General features: G+C 72.2%; 10 protein-coding genes. 3 read left to right on the top strand and 7 right to left on the bottom strand.

The window, feature by feature from the left end; genetic code table 11:
* Positions 1-26 precede the first annotated feature (26 nt).
* The 7 genes from ACLQ27_RS05530 to ACLQ27_RS05500 form a co-directional block, all read right to left on the bottom strand.
* The gene (locus tag ACLQ27_RS05530) at positions 27-1,055 is read right to left on the bottom strand and encodes a 3-oxoacyl-ACP synthase III family protein (RefSeq protein WP_357492673.1); all 1,029 of its coding nucleotides are present in this window, start codon (positions 1,053-1,055) and stop codon (positions 27-29) included.
* Positions 1,052-2,662 (bottom strand): hypothetical protein, encoded by a 1,611-nt coding sequence (locus tag ACLQ27_RS05525; RefSeq protein ID WP_357492671.1) that lies wholly within the window; start codon positions 2,660-2,662, stop codon positions 1,052-1,054. The genes ACLQ27_RS05530 and ACLQ27_RS05525 overlap by 4 nt, the downstream gene beginning before the upstream one ends.
* Positions 2,659-2,889, bottom strand: coding sequence for an acyl carrier protein (locus ACLQ27_RS05520; protein ID WP_234591281.1), 231 nt, complete (start codon positions 2,887-2,889; stop codon positions 2,659-2,661). The genes ACLQ27_RS05525 and ACLQ27_RS05520 overlap by 4 nt, the downstream gene beginning before the upstream one ends.
* Complete coding sequence (locus ACLQ27_RS05515) at positions 2,886-4,274, bottom strand: MFS transporter (RefSeq protein WP_357492669.1); 1,389 nt, start codon at positions 4,272-4,274, stop codon at positions 2,886-2,888. Before ACLQ27_RS05515 ends, ACLQ27_RS05520 begins: the two co-directional genes overlap by 4 nt.
* 11 nt (positions 4,275-4,285) lie before the next feature.
* Positions 4,286-10,930, bottom strand: a complete 6,645-nt coding sequence (locus ACLQ27_RS05510) for a condensation domain-containing protein (RefSeq protein ID WP_425865822.1) — start codon at positions 10,928-10,930, stop codon at positions 4,286-4,288.
* On the bottom strand, positions 10,927-11,742 hold the full coding sequence (locus ACLQ27_RS05505; protein WP_425865821.1) for a thioesterase II family protein: 816 nt from the start codon (positions 11,740-11,742) through the stop codon (positions 10,927-10,929). Before ACLQ27_RS05505 ends, ACLQ27_RS05510 begins: the two co-directional genes overlap by 4 nt.
* Before the next feature lie 215 nt (positions 11,743-11,957).
* Positions 11,958-12,563, bottom strand: a complete 606-nt coding sequence (locus ACLQ27_RS05500; protein ID WP_425865820.1) for a hypothetical protein — start codon at positions 12,561-12,563, stop codon at positions 11,958-11,960.
* A gap of 324 nt (positions 12,564-12,887) precedes the next feature.
* On the opposite strand from ACLQ27_RS05500, the gene ACLQ27_RS05495 reads away from it, so the two are divergent.
* The 3 genes from ACLQ27_RS05495 to ACLQ27_RS05485 are packed head-to-tail and all read left to right on the top strand — an operon-like array spanning position 12,888 to position 16,900.
* Positions 12,888-14,054 (top strand): hypothetical protein, encoded by a 1,167-nt coding sequence (locus tag ACLQ27_RS05495; protein ID WP_357492663.1) that lies wholly within the window; start codon positions 12,888-12,890, stop codon positions 14,052-14,054.
* A 36-nt stretch (positions 14,055-14,090) separates the two neighbouring features.
* Complete coding sequence (locus ACLQ27_RS05490; RefSeq protein WP_425865819.1) at positions 14,091-15,836, top strand: hypothetical protein; 1,746 nt, start codon at positions 14,091-14,093, stop codon at positions 15,834-15,836.
* Positions 15,833-16,900, top strand: a complete 1,068-nt coding sequence (locus ACLQ27_RS05485) for a hypothetical protein (protein WP_357492659.1) — start codon at positions 15,833-15,835, stop codon at positions 16,898-16,900. The genes ACLQ27_RS05490 and ACLQ27_RS05485 overlap by 4 nt, the downstream gene beginning before the upstream one ends.
* Positions 16,901-16,921: the final 21 nt, after the last annotated feature.

Below are 16,921 nucleotides of genomic sequence, written 5' to 3'. Positions count from 1 at the left end.
CCTTCCCGTCGGATTGGTGCGGCCGGTCAGACCCGCAGCAGGGTGCAGACCCAGTGCATGCCGCTGCCGGTGCTGGTCAGGGCGACCACGTCGCCGTCGGTCAGCTCGCCGCTGTCGAGGTGGCGTTCCAGGCCGATGAGCTGGTCGGCGCAGCCGATGTGGCCGTGGGCGAGGGCCAGCTCGACGTTGGTCCGCTCCAGCGGGACGCCGAGGTCCTTGGCCAGCTCCGCGAACTGCCGGGCGTTGTCGTGGAAGTGCACGAACCGGTGGACGTCGGCAAGCGTCACGCCCGCCCGGGCGCACGCCGTCTCCACCACCTGCCGGTTGCGCTCCCGGATGGTCGCGACGAACCGGAACATCCGGCGTACGTCCCCGGCGAAGAACTCGTTGAGCCGGTCGGCCGGGTCGCCGACGCGAGGGGTGCCGCCGTCCGGGGTGAACGGCTGCGCAGCGCCACCGACGGGCATGCGCATGAAGCCCGCGTACCGGCCGTCGGTGATCGTCTCGGTGGCCAGCCAACGGCACCGGTCGTGGTCGCGCACCAGCACGGCCGCCGCCGCTCCGTCGGAGAAGACGCTCGTGTTCACCTCCATCCGGTTCCAGTACGGCTCGCACACCCGGTTCCCGCCGATCAGCAGCGCCGTCCGGTATTCGGGGTGGGTGGCGAACCGCCCGGCCACGGTGTCGAACGCGGCCACCCCGCCGCCGCACGCCTGGTTGAGCAGCACCGCCTCGGCGCGGTGCGCGCCGAGGCGGGCCTGGGTGTGCGCTGCCGGATCCCAGTAGAGGTATTCGGCCAGGTCGGGGATGGCCAGCACCACCAGGTCCACGTCGGCGGCGCTCACCCCGGCCCGGTCCAGGGCCGTGCCGCCGGCCACCACCGCCAGGTCGGTCACCCCGACGCCGGGGCCGGCCCGGTGGAACGCGCGGTACTCCCAGGACCGCAGGCGGTCCAGATCCTGGGTGTACGCGGCCGCGGCAGCCGCCACGTCGACAGGCTCGCCGAGGACGTGGGCCAGGGCGGCCACTCCGACGCCGACCGGCGGCCCGCTCATCGCCGTACCGCCGTGGCTGTCAGCGGTGTCGATGCCGTCGCCGCCGGCGATCCTGGCGTCGGGTCGTCGGCGGACGTCTGGGCGGCGTGCAGCCGGACCCGGGGGTCGGCGGGCGCGACACCGTCCAGCTCGGACAGGAAGCGTCGGGCGGTGCCGTTGCGGCCCGTGTCGGTGAAGCGGACCAGCACCTCGCCGGCGCCGGCCGCGCCCGCCCGCCGGGTCACCTCCCGCAGCACTGCCGCCTCGACGCCCTTGCCCAGCACCGGGCAGGAGAGGGAGAAGACGTCGACGGTCCAGCGGTCGGCGGTCCGGTCCAGCGCGACGAGGCCCGAGGTGCCGTAGTCGCCGAGCCGGTCGCATACCCGGATCGCCAGCAGGTCGGCGGCCCGCCCGGCCAGCGCGGCGGCCGGCGGGGCGGGCGCCAGCGCGAAGTCGTGCGCCCGGGCGACGACCTCGGCGACCTCGGCGACGCTGTCGGCGGCCACCGGTCGGTAGTCGACGTGGACGTCCAGGCCGGCCACGAAGTCGTCCAGGGACAGCTCGACGGGCGCGACGGAGGGTCGGGACGTGCCGCCGGTCCACAGTCGGATCGGCAGCCGGTCGGTCAGTCCCGCCGCCCGCAGCTCGTCCGACCAGAGCGCGGGATCGGACCCGAGCGGTACGTGTCGCGGCGGCGCCTGCGCGGGGCCGGTGCCCGCCAGCACGAGCTGGGCCGGCGTGACGTCCAGCTCGTCGGCGATCTCGGCGAGCTGGTCGGCCAGGGGCCGCCCGTCGGTGACCCAGCCGTCCAGCACCGCCAACAGGTCCGTGGCGTCGGCGCTCGACCACCAGTCGGCGTCGGTGGCCCGCAGCGCCACGCGTACGCCGGCGGCGCGCAGCTCGCGCAGCGCCGGCAGCAGGTGCGCCGCCCCGGTCAGGCCGTCGCCGTCGAGCACCAGCGCCCGGCAGCCCGCGCCGAACCAGGTGGCCACCAGCGCGGCGACGGTGGCACCGAGCCGCGCGAAGACCTCCTCGGTGTACGGCACCTTCGCGAAGCGGAACAGCGCCGGGTGGTACGCCCGCTCGTCCCCGACGGCGCGGACCGCCTCGTCGGCGTCGACGAGCAGCACCCACGGGTCGCCGGCCAGCCGATCGCGCAGCCGTTGCCGGACGGCGGTGCCGCTGGCGGTCACCCCGTCGGCGTGCATCGCGTCGGCCGGCCCGTACGGGCGGGAGGCGGGGACGGCCGGCAGGACGTACACCAGCAGGGCCCCGTGCCGGCGCGCGGCGGTGACGGCCGCCTCGGCCCCGGCCAGCAGCTCCGCCGCCCACGCGTCGCCGGCCGGACCGGGGTCGCCGGCCTCCTCCAGGCGCTGCGCCACCACCAGCACGTCGGGCCGAGCCTCGGCGAGGAAGCCGTCGGTGGCGAGGCACTGCTGCACGACCTGCTGGAACGGGCCGACGGTGAGCGTGGCGCTCAGAGCGGTGTCGTGCAGGCCCAGGCCCAGGTACGGCACCAGCGGGTCCACCGTGTAGCTGGCCAGCAGCGCGACGCGCAGCGCCGGGGTCGGCCGCTGGCGGGTGAGCGCCTGCCAGCGGGTGCGTCGGGCGAACAGAACGGCGCTCATCGCGTCTCCGTGCCCTTGGCGCGCAGCACGGTGCGCAGCTCGCCGACGCTGCGCACGTCGCGGATCTCCTCGAAGGCGAAGGAGAGCCCGTAGACCTCCTCCAGGGTCACCACCAGTTGCAGGTGCCGCAGGCTGGTCCAGGTGCCGATGGTCTGCGGCCCGGACTCGTCGGTCACCTCGGCCGGGTCGACCTCCAGGACCCCGGCCACCACCTCGGTCAGCGTCACTTCGCCACCACCGCGCGGTCGTCGGTCAGCTCGTCGGTGCCGCTCGGCGACGGCAGCGGGGCCGGCGGGTCGGCCGGCTCGTCGTAGTCGGGCAGGTCGACCTCCATCCGGCGGATGCTCGGCGACGCGAAACCGGCCGCCGCGACGCCGATGCCGAACAGGCCGACGATCACGAAGATCAGGCCCATTCCGGCGCCCGGTCCGCTGCCGACCAGCCACCCGAAGTACGGCACCCCGGGCCCGCCGTCGCGCATCATCGGCTCGAACCAGCGGTCCGCGGCGATACCGGCCAGGGCGGTGCCGCCGGGGTACGCGAGGTCCTCGATGAACTGGCGGGCGGCGAAGACCCGGCCCTGGTGCGACGGCTCGACCTTCTCCTGCCAGACCGACTGGGCGTACCCGTCGATGAAGGGGATGGACAGGTGCAGGAAGAGCAGCGCGACCGACCAGACGATGATGCTGTCCCCGACGCCGTAGACGATCCGCCCGAGGACGCTGAAGACCAGGATGGCGATGAGCATCCGGCGGATCTTGTGGCGGGTGTTGGGCAGCAGGCCCAGCAGGAGCGCGCCGGCCACACCGCCCACCGCGCCGATGGTCTGCACCAGGCCCACCGCGTTGGTGCTGCTGTCGGTGCGGGCCAGGATCTGCGGCACCAGCAGGGCGAAGCCGACCGCGGCGAGCACGTTGATGGCGAACATGATCGCCTCCAGCCCGGTGAACGCCCGACTGGCCAGGATGTAGCGGAAGCCGTAGATCGTGTCGTACCAGAAGCCGCCCTCGTCGGGCTGCGTCGAGCGGGGCAGGGGTGGGAGCTGCACCAGCAGCACCGCGCCGATCGCCACCAGGTAGGACAGCGCGTCGATGAACAGGATGACCTTGATGTCCATCAGGCCGAGCAGCGCGGCGGCGAAGCCGGGGGCGAAGATCACCGGGATGGTCCGGACCGCGAACATCATCGCGTTGGCCCTCGGGTACTGGCCCTTCTCCATCATCACCGTGATGGTCGCCTGGTACGCCGGCAGCTGGAACGCGAGGAACGCGCCGGTGACCAGGTTGACCAGGTACAGGTGCCACACCTCGACCGAACCGGTGAGGAACAGCAGCAGCACGACCGCCGTGGTGATCGCCGAGCCGACGTCACTGAGCACGATGGTCAGTCGTCGTCCCCACCTGTCGACAAGCGCGCCGGCGATCGGGCTGAAGATCACTGTCGCGCCGAACGCGAACGCCATCAGCATGGTCAGGTCGAAGGCCCGGCCGGTGGCGTCCCACACCCAGATGCTCAGGGCGAAGTTCGTCATCCGGGTGCCGAGCGCCGACAGCAGCTGGCCGAACCAGATCGTGGTGAACCCGGCGAACCGGGACGGGCGTCGGAACGCCATGGGGTCTCCTCCTACTGCCGTGGCGGTTGCCCGTGGTTCCCGACCAGGCGCAGAAGGCTGGTCCGGATGCCGTCGAGCAGGTTCTCAGCGGTCTCCGGCCGGAAGGCCGGAGTGGCGTAACTCAGATCGACGCGCAGCGCGGGGCCGGTGAGCGACCCCGTCACGTCGAAGGGGAAGGGCCAGTGCCCGTCGGGGTCCTCGGTCGGCCCGAACGGCGCCGCGCAGACATCGAGGAGCTGGTTGGCCGGGGCGACGTCGTCGAATCCGAAGCCGCCCATGTAGTTGACCGCGACCTGCGGTGGCGGTGTCGCGGCCAACCGGGCGCGTACGTCGTCGTCGGGGCAGAGGTGGCGCAGCAGCGAGTACCCGATGCCGTTGTCCGGGACCCGGCCGAGCTGGCGGATCACCGAGCGGGCCGAGCGCGCCGCGTCGGTGGTGGCGGGCAGCTCCAGCCGCAGCGGGTACAGCACCTGGAACCAGCCCGCGGTGCGACTGACGTCGACGTCGTCGAAGAGCGGTTCCCGGCCGTGGCCGGTCGTGGCGACGGTGACCGCGCCACCGGTACGCCCCGCGACGGTGGCCACCACGGCCCACACGAGCAGGTCCCGCACGCTGGCGCGCAGCCGGCGGGCGGCGGCGTGCAGTCCCCGGGTCGCCGCCTCGTCCAGCGTCACGGTGGCCAGGCCCAGGTCACCGAGGCGGAACGGCGCTGCGGCCGGCTCGTCGGCCAGCCGGGCCAGCACACGGTCGTCGGCCTGCGCCAGCCAGAACGGCAGTTGCTCGCGCAGGTGCGGCGAGCCCGCGTACCCGGCCAGTCGCCGCGCCCAGGCCCGGTACGACGTGGTCTTGGCGGGCAACGTCGGCTCGGCGCCGCGTTCGAGCTGGTCGCAGAGCGTCTCCAGGTCGGCCAGGAGCACGCCCCGCGAGACCGCGTCGACGACGAGGTGGTGGTTGACGAGCAGCAGCCGGTCGGGCAGCTCCGGGCCGAGCCGGAAGTGCGCCACCCGGGCCAGCGGGCCGGCCGTGAGGTCCAGGCCGGTCTGCGCCTCGGCGCAGCGGGCCTCGACAGCCGCCTCCCGCTCGTCGGGCGGGAGTCCGGTCAGGTCGTGGCTGACGAACGGGACCGCGTCGGCGGGGTCGGCGTGGTGCTGACGCCAGCTCCCGTCCGGCTGACGGGTCAGGCGCAGCCGCAGGGCGTCGTGGTGGGCCACCAGCCGACGGACCGCCTCGCGGAGCAGGTCCGCCGGCAGCGGGCGGGCCAGCTGGAGGTAGTAGGGGTGGTTGAACAGGGCGGGTCGGCCCATGGTCGGGGCGACCACGTCGGTGAACCAGCGCTGCGCGCCGGTCAGCGGCGCGTCGCCGTGCACCTCGCCCTGTTCGGCGTCCAGCGCCACAGTCGACTCCCCGAGGCTGGCGGCCAGCTCGGCGACGGTGGGATGGCGGACGAGCTGTCGCGGGGTGACCTGGATGCCGGCCGCCGCGCAGCGGGCGACGAGCTGCATCGCGAGCAGCGAGTCACCGCCGACGGCGAAGAAGTCGTCGTTGATGCCGAGCTGGCTGGTGCGCAGCAGCTCCGACCAGATCGCCACGAGCTGACGTTCCCGGTCGGTGCGCGGCGCGGCGGCGGCCCGGTCGGCCGAGCGCCGGTACCCGTCGGTGACCGCAACGCGCAGCGCCGCCGCGTCGCCCAGCTCGGTGGCCACCTCGGCGAGCAGGCCGGCGGCAATCCGGTCGACAGGCGCGTCGGCGGCCCCGGAGACGTCCGCGTCGAGGGACCAGAGGCCACGCAGCACGTCCACCGGCCCGTTCGCCGGGTCGACGGGCAGCGCCGTGGCGTCCGGTGGCGTGGGCTCGGTGACCGGGTGCAGGACCAGCGTGGCCGCGTCGGTGGGCGGGGTCGGGGCGTACCGGATGATCCCGGCGGTGACCAGCGCGGACAGCTCCGCGCCCTGCGGCATGGTGGTGAGCAGCACCTCGCGCCCGGAGCGGGCCTGGGCCGCGACCAGCCGGGCCAGCTCCGCCTGCCGGTGCGCCGGCCCGGCCGGTACGACCAGCCGGCGCAGGGCCGGGTGCCGGACCGCCCGCCGCACCACCAGGGTCCCGGTGACCGCCGCCAGCTCCGGCGACCAGGCGTCGCCGGCGAACAGCTCGTGCACCCGGTAGCGTCGCGCCCACGCCTGCACCGCGACGACGTCGACGTCGGGCCGGGCCTCGGCCAGCCGCGCGGTCAGCTCGGTGAAGACCGCGTTCCACGGCGACGTCCGGTACTCCGGCGACGACGGGCACACCACGAGCGTCAGCGCCGCCGCGCTGTGCTGCCGGTGGACGTCAAGTGCCGCCAGCAGCTCGGTGTGGAAGTCGCGCAGCCCGACGATGCCCGCGCCGAGCGGGCCGGGTGTCCGGCGGTCCTCCCAGCGCAGCATCAGCACGTTGTGGTCCCGTCGCCCGGCCGCCAGGCCGGCGGCCGGGTCGCGCAGCAGCCGCAGCAACGCGCCGGCCGGCAGCTGTTCGAGGGCGTGCGGCAGGCCCAGCAGCCCCGTCCAGAAGCGGACGGTCGCCGCCAGCGCGGGCACCTCGACGGTGCCGCCGACGACCAGCCGGGGCGCGGGCGGCGCGAGGCGGCGCGGCGCCGACGCGCGCCGCCCCCCGGCGAGCGGGGCGTCCGGTCGACGCACCCCGTCGTCGAGCACCTTCGCGAGGCCGGTCAGCAGCCGAACCATCCGCTCCGGCCCGAACAGGTCGGCCCGGTACGCCAGGTCGGCGTGCAGGTCGTCGCCCTGCCAGGTGAGGCTGAGGAAGAGGTCGAAGTCGACACCGACGCTCGGCACCTCGACCGGCGTGGCCGCCAGCCCGGCGAACTCCGGCAGCTCGTCGGCGCCGTCGAGGACGTTGAGCACGCACTGGAACAGCGGGTGGTACGCGGCCTGGCGGGGCAGCCGCAGCGCCTCCACGATTGTCGCGAACGGCAGCCCCTGATGCCGGTACGCCTCCCGTGCCGTGCGGTACGCCCGGGTCACGAGCTGCCGGAAGGTGGGCCGGCCGCCCACGTCCATGCGCAGCGGCAGCAGGTCGGCGAAGCAGCCGATCAGCGGGGCGAGTTCGGCGCGTTCCCGGCCGGCGGTGGGAACGCCCAGCACCAGGTCCGGTTGCCCGCTCTCGGTGTGCAGCAGGGCGGTGAAGCCGGCCAGCAGCACGGCGAACGGGGTGACCCCCTCGGCCCGGGCCAGCTCCCGCACCGCCGCGCCGAGCCCGGTGCCCAGCCGCTGGGCCTGGTAGCCGGCGACGTCCGAGCGCTCGTCGGGGCGGGGGTGGTCGGTGGGCAGCTCCAGCAGCGGCGGCGCGTCGGCCAGCCGTTCCCGCCAGTACGCCAGGTGCGGCTCGACGGCGCTCGACGCCAACCAGTCGCGTTGGTGCCGGGCGTAGTCGGCGAACTGCACCGGCAGCGGGGCGAGCGGCCGGTCGACGCCTGTGGTGTGGTGGGCGTACCGGGCGGCGAGGTCGTCGAGCAGGACGCTCCACGAGGTGTTGTCGCAGACGATGTGGTGCATGCCGAGCAGCAGGTGCCAGCGCTTGTCGGGCAGCCGCAGCAGGCGGGCCCGCACCAGCGGGCCGGCGGCCAGGTCGTACCGGTGCGCGGCCAGTTCGGCGGCCGCCCGGCGCAGCGCCCGGGCCTGCTTCGCCGCCGCCAGCCCGGTCAGGTCCAGCGTCTCCAGCCACGGGTCGATGTGCGGGCGTACCACGGGTTCCGGTTCGCCGCCCCGGTCGGCGAAGGTCGTGCGCAGCACCTCGTGCCGGGCCAGCACGTCGTCGAACGCCCGGCGCAGCGACGTCTTGTCGAGGTCGCCGCGCAGCTCGACGGCGGCGGTGGTGTTGTGCCGGACGACGTCGTCGCCGAGCTGGTCCAGGGCCCAGAGCCGCACCTGCGCGGAGGAGGCCACCGCGGGCACACCCGGCGGGGCGGGGGTGAGCGGGGCGAGGGCGGTGGCGTCCGGGTCGGCGTCCAGCACGGCCGCGAGCCCGGCCACTGTCGGGTTGGTGAACAGGGTGTAGAGCGACACCTCGCGGCCGAACTCGGCCTGCACCTGCGACAGCAGACCGGTGGCCAGCAGCGAGTGCCCGCCGAGGTGGAAGAAGTCGCTTGTCACGCCTACCTGCTCGACGCCGAGCGCGGCGGCCCACAGGCCGGCGAGCCGCTCCTCGGTCCGGGTGCGCGGAGTAACGATCTCGCCGTCGACGGCCGCGACGACCGCCGGGGCCGGGCGGCTCCGGTCGGCGATCGCCGCGGCCGTGCTCAGCTCCTCGACCAGGTACGCGGCCCGCTCCGACCCGATCGCCGGGTGCAGCCCGCTCGCCCCGGTGGCCGGCGTCGGCGCGGGTGGGTCCAGCGGCCAGACGTGGGCGAGCAGTCGGCGCAGCTCGTCCCACCCGGCGGGCACGGCCAGCGCCAGCACGCCCGGGTGCGCCTCGTGCAGCGCCGTGACCGCCTGTGGGTCGGCGTCGAGCACCACTGTGGTGGCCGGGTCGGCGTCGGCGAGCGCGGCGGCCGTGTACGCCCGTACGTCGTGGCCGGGCAGCGCGCCGGCGAGCCGGTCGAGCGGCAGCCGCTCGGCGTCGACGAGCACGAGGCGGCGCGGCTGGCCGACGAGCCGCCGCAGCTCACGCAGCACGATCGTGCCCAGCGCCGCGAAGTACTCGCCCGTGTACGGCACGTGGCCCAACTCGTCCGCGCGCTCGTCGCTCACCTCGCTCACCGGGTAGGCGCCGGCGTGGTCGGCGGCCCAGGCCGCGTGCACCCCCGGCGTGCGGGCGGCCAACGCGGTCAGCCGGTCGTCGAGGCGGCCGGACCGCTCGCCGAGCCGGTCGGCGGCGCGCGGCGACGCGGGGCACACCACCAGCAGCAGCGGGGCGTCGGTCCGCCGCCGGTACGCGGCCACCGCCGCGTCGAGGTCGTCCATCGCCGCGTCGAGGGCCGCCTCGGCGGCGGTGTGGTCCTGCCGGCGCAGCCAGTCCTCCCACCGCAGCAGGCAGACAGTGGCGTCGGCCGTCGGCCCGGCCAGCAGGTGGGCCACCAGCTGGCCGTACCCGGCCAGCTCCACCGAGGCGGGTACGCGCAGGAAGCGCAGCCAGAACTCCACCGGATCGCGCAGCGGGTCCACGGTGAAGGTGGCCGCCAGGGCGATGCGGTGCCGGCGCAGCCCGGTCACCTCCGACAGCGGCTCATCCGGCGCGTCCGCCATGGCGCGCAGCAGCTCCGGCAGCCGGCCCACGGTCGCGGCGATCGTCTCGTCGAGGTACAGGTCTGCGTTGAAGTCGACAGCGCCGTCGATCCGGTCTCCGTGCGCGGTCAGGCTGACGAACAGGTCGAAGTCGGTGAGGCCGCTCTCGGCGGGCACCGGCCGGAAGGTGACCCCGCCGGCCTGCCGCTGCGGCACCCCGCCGTCGGTCATTGTCGCCAGCACCTGGAACAGCGGGTTCACGCTGGGATCGCGGACCGGCCGGACCTCCTCCACCACCCGCGCGTACGGGGCCTCCTGATGGGCGTACGCCTCGCTGACCGTGCGGTGCACCCGGCGGACGAGGTCGCGCACGCTCGGGTCGCCACCGGTGTCCACCCGCAGCACCAGCATCGTGGCGAAGCAGCCGATCAGCGGCTCCAGGTCGGTGCTCGCCCGGCCGGCGGCGGGCATCCCGAGCAACAGGTCGTCCTGGCCGGTGGCCTGGCGCAGCAGGGCGGTCAGCCCGGCGAGGACCACTGCGTTGACTGTCGCGCCGGCGCTGCGGGCCAGCCCCGCGAGGGCGGCCGTCACCTCGGCGTCGACGGTGAACGGCAGGCTCCGGCCACGGTGGGTCTGCACCGGCGGCCGGGGGCGGTCCGGTGGCAGCGTCGAGCGGGACGGCGCCGAGGCGAGCCGTTCCCGCCAGTGCGCCAGGTGACCGGCCAGCTCCCGCTCCGCCTCCGGCCGGCGGCGGGCGGCGACGTGCGCGACGAACCGGGTGGGCAGCGCGGGCAGCCCGGCCGGCACGTCGGCGGCGAACTCGCCGTACCAGCGCACCAGCTCCTCGACGAACACGCCTGCCGACCAGGCGTCGAAGACGATGTGGTGCGCGGTCACCAGCAGCAGGTGTTCGTCGGCGGCGAGGGCGAGCAGCCGGACGGCGAGCAGCAGCCCGCTGGTGAGGTCGAAGGTGACTGCCGCGTGCGCGGCGACCTCCCGATCGATCGCGGCCTGCCGCTCCGACTCCGGCAGCGCCGTCAGGTCGACTACCGCAAGCGGCACCTCCAGGGCGTCCGACACCCGCTGGGTGACGACGCCGTCGACGGACGCGAACACGATCCGCAGCGCGTCGTGCCGGGCCACGACCGCGTCGATCGCCCGGTGCAGCGCCGGGACGTCCAGGGGACCGGTGATCCGCTCGGCGAAGGGCACGTTGTAGACAGGCGTGCCCGGCTCCAGCCGGTCCAGGAACCAGAGCTGCTCCTGGGTGAAGGAGAGCGGGTAGCTGGCCGGTCCGCTGCCCGATCGGGGCGACGGCACGGCGGTGTCGGGGCGGCTGGCGGGGGCCTTGCCGGCACGGCTCCGGCGCAGCCGCAGGGCCAGCAGCTCCCGCTGCTCGGGGGTGAGGTCGGCGAGGTCCGGGTGCAGGTCCTGGGTCATCGGGTGGCCCCTTCGACGTACGCGCGGTCGGCGGCCGGCCCGCCGCCGAGCAGGCGGGACAGCGGGGGAGGGGTGTCGTGCAGGTAGAGGTGGCCCCCGGGCACGACGGTCAGCGAGAAACCGGAGTCGGTGCAGGCCGCCCAGCCGGCCACCTCGTCCGGGTCGACCAGGGGATCGTCGGCCGCCGCCACCGCGTCCACGGGCAGCGGCAGCGGCGGCACGGTCGCCGGCCGGTACGACGCGACGACTGTCAGGTCGGCCCGCACGGTGGGCAGGATCAGCTCCAGCAGGCCCGGGTCGGCGAGCACCTCGTCGGGGATCCCGCCCAGGTCGCGCAGCCACCGGGTCAGCGCCGCGTCGTCGAGGCGGTGCGCCGCGCCCAGCGGTGCCGCGGTGCGCGGCGGACGGGCCGCCGAGACCACCAGACGCTGGGGTACGTGGTCTCCCCGCGCGACCAGGCGGGCGGTCACCTCGTACCCGATCAGGCCGCCCATGCTGTGCCCGAAGATCGCGAACGGCGCCGGCACCCGCTCGACGATCGCCGCGACCAGCGGGGTCGCCAGCTCGTCCATGGTGCTCAGTGGCGGGTCGGCCAGCCGGCGCTCACGGCCGGGCAGCTGCGCGGCCCACACCTCCACGTCGTCGCCCAGCAGGGTGGCCCACGGCCGGTAAGCGGCAGCGCCGGCACCGGCGTACGGCAGGCACACCAGCCGCAGTCGGGCGGCCGGGCGCGGCGCGACGCAGCTCAACCAGGCTGCGGCGCCGGCCGTTCGGGCGGCGGTCGCCGGCAGGGATACGGGTGGTGTCGCCATGCCCGCACACGCTAGGAACGGGCCGTGACAGCGGTCTTAGCGTCGGCTGAGGGTTCGTCGCGGTGTCCGCTGGGCGCGGCCGATGCCGGGCGGCACCTCGGCGACACGCTGGTGGCCGTGAAAGCCCGTGTGACGACGGTTTCGCTTGCCCCGTAACGGCTTCGTCGTCACTGCCGTCGAGCCGGGCCAGCGCCCATGGTTGTGCACGTCGTGGGTCAGCGGGTCAGGTCGGCGTAGACGACGATCTGCCAGGCGAGCACGGCCGTGGCGGCGACCTCGATGCCGGACACGGCGACGAAGGCGAAGCTCAAGGGCCCATTCGCCCAGAAGACGATCAGGGCGGCAACTGGCGGAGCGACGAAGGTACCCAGGTCGACGGCGAGTTGTAGGTACTTCCGGGAGATGCGGCGGGCGTCGGAGCGGTGGGCCGTCTCCCAGCCGAATACGGGCTGACTGTCCGACGTCAGCGCCATCAGGCGGGGACCAAGGTCCGTGCGGACGTAGCGACCAATGGCCGAGATCTTCTCATCGTTGATCAGATAGGTCCATCCGAGGACGGCGCTGGCCACGGGCAGCAGGAGCAACAGATCGGCGTGGTCCTTGACGGAGAGAACGGCCGCGACCACCGCCGCCATCGATCCGAGAGTGGCATAGATCAGGTTGTCGCGGAATCCGATTCGCGTGCGTTGCTCGTGCTTCAGCTGCTCGTACTCGGTGAGCAGTAGCCCGCCGGTGGTGATTTCGCCGCCCATGCACGTCCTTCCCGCGCGACCGATGATGCGTCCCATGATGCCCGAAGCAGCCAAACGAACGGTCAGCACGTGCGTAGACGATCTTGAACATGGCCCTCGGCCGAACGGAGATCGTCGGCAGAATCCGACAGTCGCCCCCCAGTCACTACCTGGCGTCATGGTTGCCTTTTGGTCTGCTTCGTGGCCCGAGTGTCGGTCTCCGCATCGGTCGTCCGTCCATTGTCGGGTTTCGACACCGCGGTAACGTGCTGTCGCACCTTCACAGGCCGTGTTCGCGCTGCTAGGTTTCTGCTCGGGATTCACCCGCTGGTCATGTTGACGCATGGGTGTGTCGCCCAATCGGACAAGGACGGGCTCAGGATCACTCCGTCCGCGACTTGACTTGGGGTATCGATGACGGGGCGGCAGGCGTCGATATCGGCAACGGTGTACCAGCCGACGAAGGGCGATCAGCTGGCGCTGCACGTCGCCAAGTTGTTCGTGGGCCTGGCGACCAGTTCGCTGAGCCGCAGTTTGCAGGACGCCCTGGACCGCAGGTCGGCGGCGAAGAGGTTGGCCGCCGAAGACGGCTATCTGGTCCCCATCCCAGGCGACGGCGCAATTGAGTCGCTGCGGCGTTCGTGGGCCAAGGCAGCCGAATACTGGCGAAGCGAGCCGAGGGCGTTGCTGGACCTGACGGAATGCTCTTTCTCCGATGTTGCCGGGCCGGTCTACCTCATCTCGAAAATCGTCGAACGGCACCGTCTCGGGCTGGTTACCAGAGTTCGACTCCCCGAGCAGCCAGAGATGATCGACTTTCTCCGGGAAATCAACTTCCTGGATGCCGTGACGGTCGCTTCCGAGACGTCGCTGTCCCAATTGCTGACCACCGAGAGCCTGTACCGACTGACCCGCGTCGACTCCTACCTCAAGCGCGCGCCGGGGAACAGCAGGCGCCCGACTCTCCCCTTCAACATCTTTCCGCTCAAGGTCCTCCAACTGGGGTCGAACACCCGGCACGCGCCGGCGGTACGGTACGCGGCGGATTGGCTGTCGAAGCACGTGGTGGCCGCGCTCGACCGGGATCTGGCCGGCCCTGGCGCCCAGGTGGCCCGGTTGGTGATCCTGGAAACCCTCATCCGTGCGTCGATCGGTCACGACAAGCAGACCGCGGTTGTCGCCGCGCATTATGGACTGCATCGAGACGATCGTGCCTACCTCCAGATCGCCTTCTGGTGGGACGGGGCTGGTGAACGATCCACCAGGGTGGCGACGACTGACTTGCTTGAACTGGTGTTCGACGAGCCGGAGAACGTGCTGGCAGCCTTGCCGCACACGCCCATGGCTGTTCAGGATGCCTGGCAACTGCCGAGCAGCCCCACCGTCCTCGCCAGCGCGGTGGTTGACATCTTCGGCGGCCAACTCGACACCTACGGCGCCGATGCGCATCTCGCCCTGGCCCGCGACCAGCGCGATGGCACCGATGTCCCAGCCCCGACTCCGACCCTCACCTACGATCGGTCGAACGGCGGGGCAGTGCTCGGTGATCTCGTTGTCGTGACCCTCCCGCTCAACGACTAGTCCGGCGCCTGTCCGATGCTGGAACAGTCCCCACAGATGTCACAGACCACGTTCGATCTCGTTCGCTTCGGGTTGGGGCCGGGCGAGGAACCGGACGACCGGCAGCGCGCCTTCTACGCGGACGTTGCCCGGATCGTCGCCGGCCGCACGCTGCGCTACGCGGAATCGGCAGCTGCCTTCCACACCGTCGCCACGGACAAGGCGCTCGTCGAAACCGGTTCGGTCTACCAGCCGCTCTTTCAGGCGTTGATGGAGCTTCCTGACCGGGCCGACCTCGGAATCCTCGATCTGTCGGTGAGCACCCAGACAGTCAACAGCGAGCTGTTTCTCCGCCCTGAGGCGTTGCTGCATCTCGCCTCGGCGGTGAGCGCCGCATGCGACACCGAGCAGTGGGCCGATCGAACCCTGGTTATCCTGCTGCCCACCGAACAGGCGGAAGACATCAAACTTCGTGAACGCTTGCAGGCGCGGTTGACCTCCGGTCAGATCCATCTCCTCTCCGACGGCGGCACCTCGTCCTGGTCGGACGACGATGTCGACGACTATCGGAGCGCGTTGAATCGTCTGCGGACCGCGCCGATCGATCTGTTGGAACGAAAGCTGATCACTCGGCTCGGCTGGTTCAGCCCGCATGGCCGTCAGGGTGAGCGGAAGGTGTTGCGCCATTACTTCGACGCCAGCCGGGCACAGGACGAACTCGGCCATCTGCTGGACGACGCGCTCGGCTCTGACTCCGCCGAGCGGCCTGACCTGGTCGTCTATCACGAGTCCGTGTCGAACTGGCTTGCCAATCCACTGAAGGGATCCTGCATATCCGCCGGCTCACTGCCGGTCCGGTCCTTCTCCGAGGCGATCGTCAAGGCGCCAGAGGATCCCCACCCTCGATCGGTGCTGCTCGTCGTCGCCGTCGTCAACACAGGGGTGTCACTCGCGGAACGGGTCGCCACCATTACCGCTGCGCTGCGTCCCACCCGGTTGCGGATCCTGGCCGTCCTCTGTGTCGGTGGAGCGCAGCCACGGTTCGGACGCCGTCGGATCGAGGGCGACGACGGCACGGAGTACGACGTCGAATACTTCTTGTCGGTCGAACAACGCACCGAGTTGGAGGCCGAGTGCCGCCTGGCAGTGGTGGGAGAGACCAGGCGGTACGAGGAGCGGACCAACGCGCTGACCACCGCGGAGTTCTGGGACCTCGTACGAATGTGCGGCGTGAAGCCCGAGGATGACGTGCCGACTCCCCGCCGGGGCGCCTACCCCGTGGTCCCTGACGTCCCTCGGATCCTTGAAAAGTATGGGAATTGGCTGGCCGACAAGCTATGGATGTTTGTGCGTCGGTCGACGAGCACGGTGGGGCAGGACATCCTGTTGGTCTGCCCCGAACGCGAACAGGGATCCCGCAAGCTGTCCAACAGTTTGTCCCTGCGGTCGGGCGCCCAAGTGGTGAGGATCCCCCGCGAGGCGATCGAGAAGGTGGTTGACGGCACCGCCCCGGAGCGGGTCTTCGATGACGCCGCCCCCTGGTGCCAGGAGCTGGACTCCGTCGCCACCAAGGAGGTGGTCCTCATCGACGAGTTCGTCGGTGCCGGCGACACGATCGACGCCATGGAGCGCATCGCCCTCGCGAAGGGCCTGAACGTGAAGGCCGTCTGCACACTGCTCGACTTTGCGCCCGAGGCCGCAGGACAGCGACACTCGCTCTACGGCTGGCGGCCGCCAGCCCCCCGGAAGGACGTGCCCACGCAGCGCGCGGACTCCGATGCGGAAGCGGTGCGCAGGCCGTGACCCGACAGCCGACGGAGAACGACGTTCTGACGTTGCTCGCGCTGCTGCGGTCAGAGGCGTCTGATGACGTGGCTTCGATCATGTTCGATGATCTTGTTTGGTCCGTCAGCCGCCTCGACGAGAGATTTCGCTCCAAGGTCCTTGTCCATGCTGCGGCGATCATGGGCTCGCGGTGGCTTGATGCCGAGCGCGCCAAGGACATCTTCGATCAGCTCGACAGATGGCAGGTGTCGCGTAGCGTCGACTTTGCGCTCGTTACGGTGAAGGAGCGGGAGTTCGACGCAGCGAAGGTGGCGCTGGGCGTCGACCTCCGACGCGAACCTGACTATTCAGCGCGAGGCGCGTACTTCTTCGACGTCGAAGTGGCGCGTGAGGGTCAGCCACCGCTGAAGGGGATCATCACCAAGTGCGGGACGGCCGGTAACAGTCGGATGGCCGCCTTCCTGCACACCGTGTTCTCCACGTACGAGGTCAGGCTGTGCTGCCTCGTCGGCATGGCAGCCGGTCACAGTGGGCAGGTCAGACTGGGCGACGTCGTGTTCGGCGACAAGATCATCGACACCGGGCGCGGAATATCGACGACCCGCGGTTACGAGCCCGACCCGGCGTCGCTGGACCCGGACCTCAGGATCGCCCGCGAGATGACGTCGTTCCGGCCGGAGCGGCTCGGCTGGCACGACCTGATCGCCAAGGAGGTCGCGGCGGCAACCGCCGACCTGGACGATCTGCAGGTTCCTGAGCTCTTCGACCCGGCGACCTACCGTCCAAGGCTCATTCTGAAGACGATCCAGGCCAAGGACGAGTTGGTGGAGGACGGCAAAGTCGGACGGCGGGCGCGGTGGTTCGGCCCGGAGCGCCGCACCGGCGCATTGGAGATGGAGGGCGCCGGATTTGCGGTCACCTGCGACGAGCAGGCCGTTCCCTGGATGGTCATGCGGGGGATCGCCGACTTCGGTGAGCCCGACCGGGTGAAGGATTGGCAGTTCGTCAGCACGGTGGCGGCGACTACCGCGGTGAAGCTCTGGTTGAAATCCTGCCGGTTCATGCAGGATCGGCGGAACTAGCGTCGGCTGAGTTCCGTGCGG

Origin of the sequence: Micromonospora sp. DT63, from assembly GCF_049841615.1 — a bacterium.
In the GTDB taxonomy this organism is placed as follows: Bacteria; Actinomycetota; Actinomycetes; order Mycobacteriales; family Micromonosporaceae; genus Micromonospora.
This window is presented reverse-complemented; position numbering and strand designations above follow the sequence as displayed.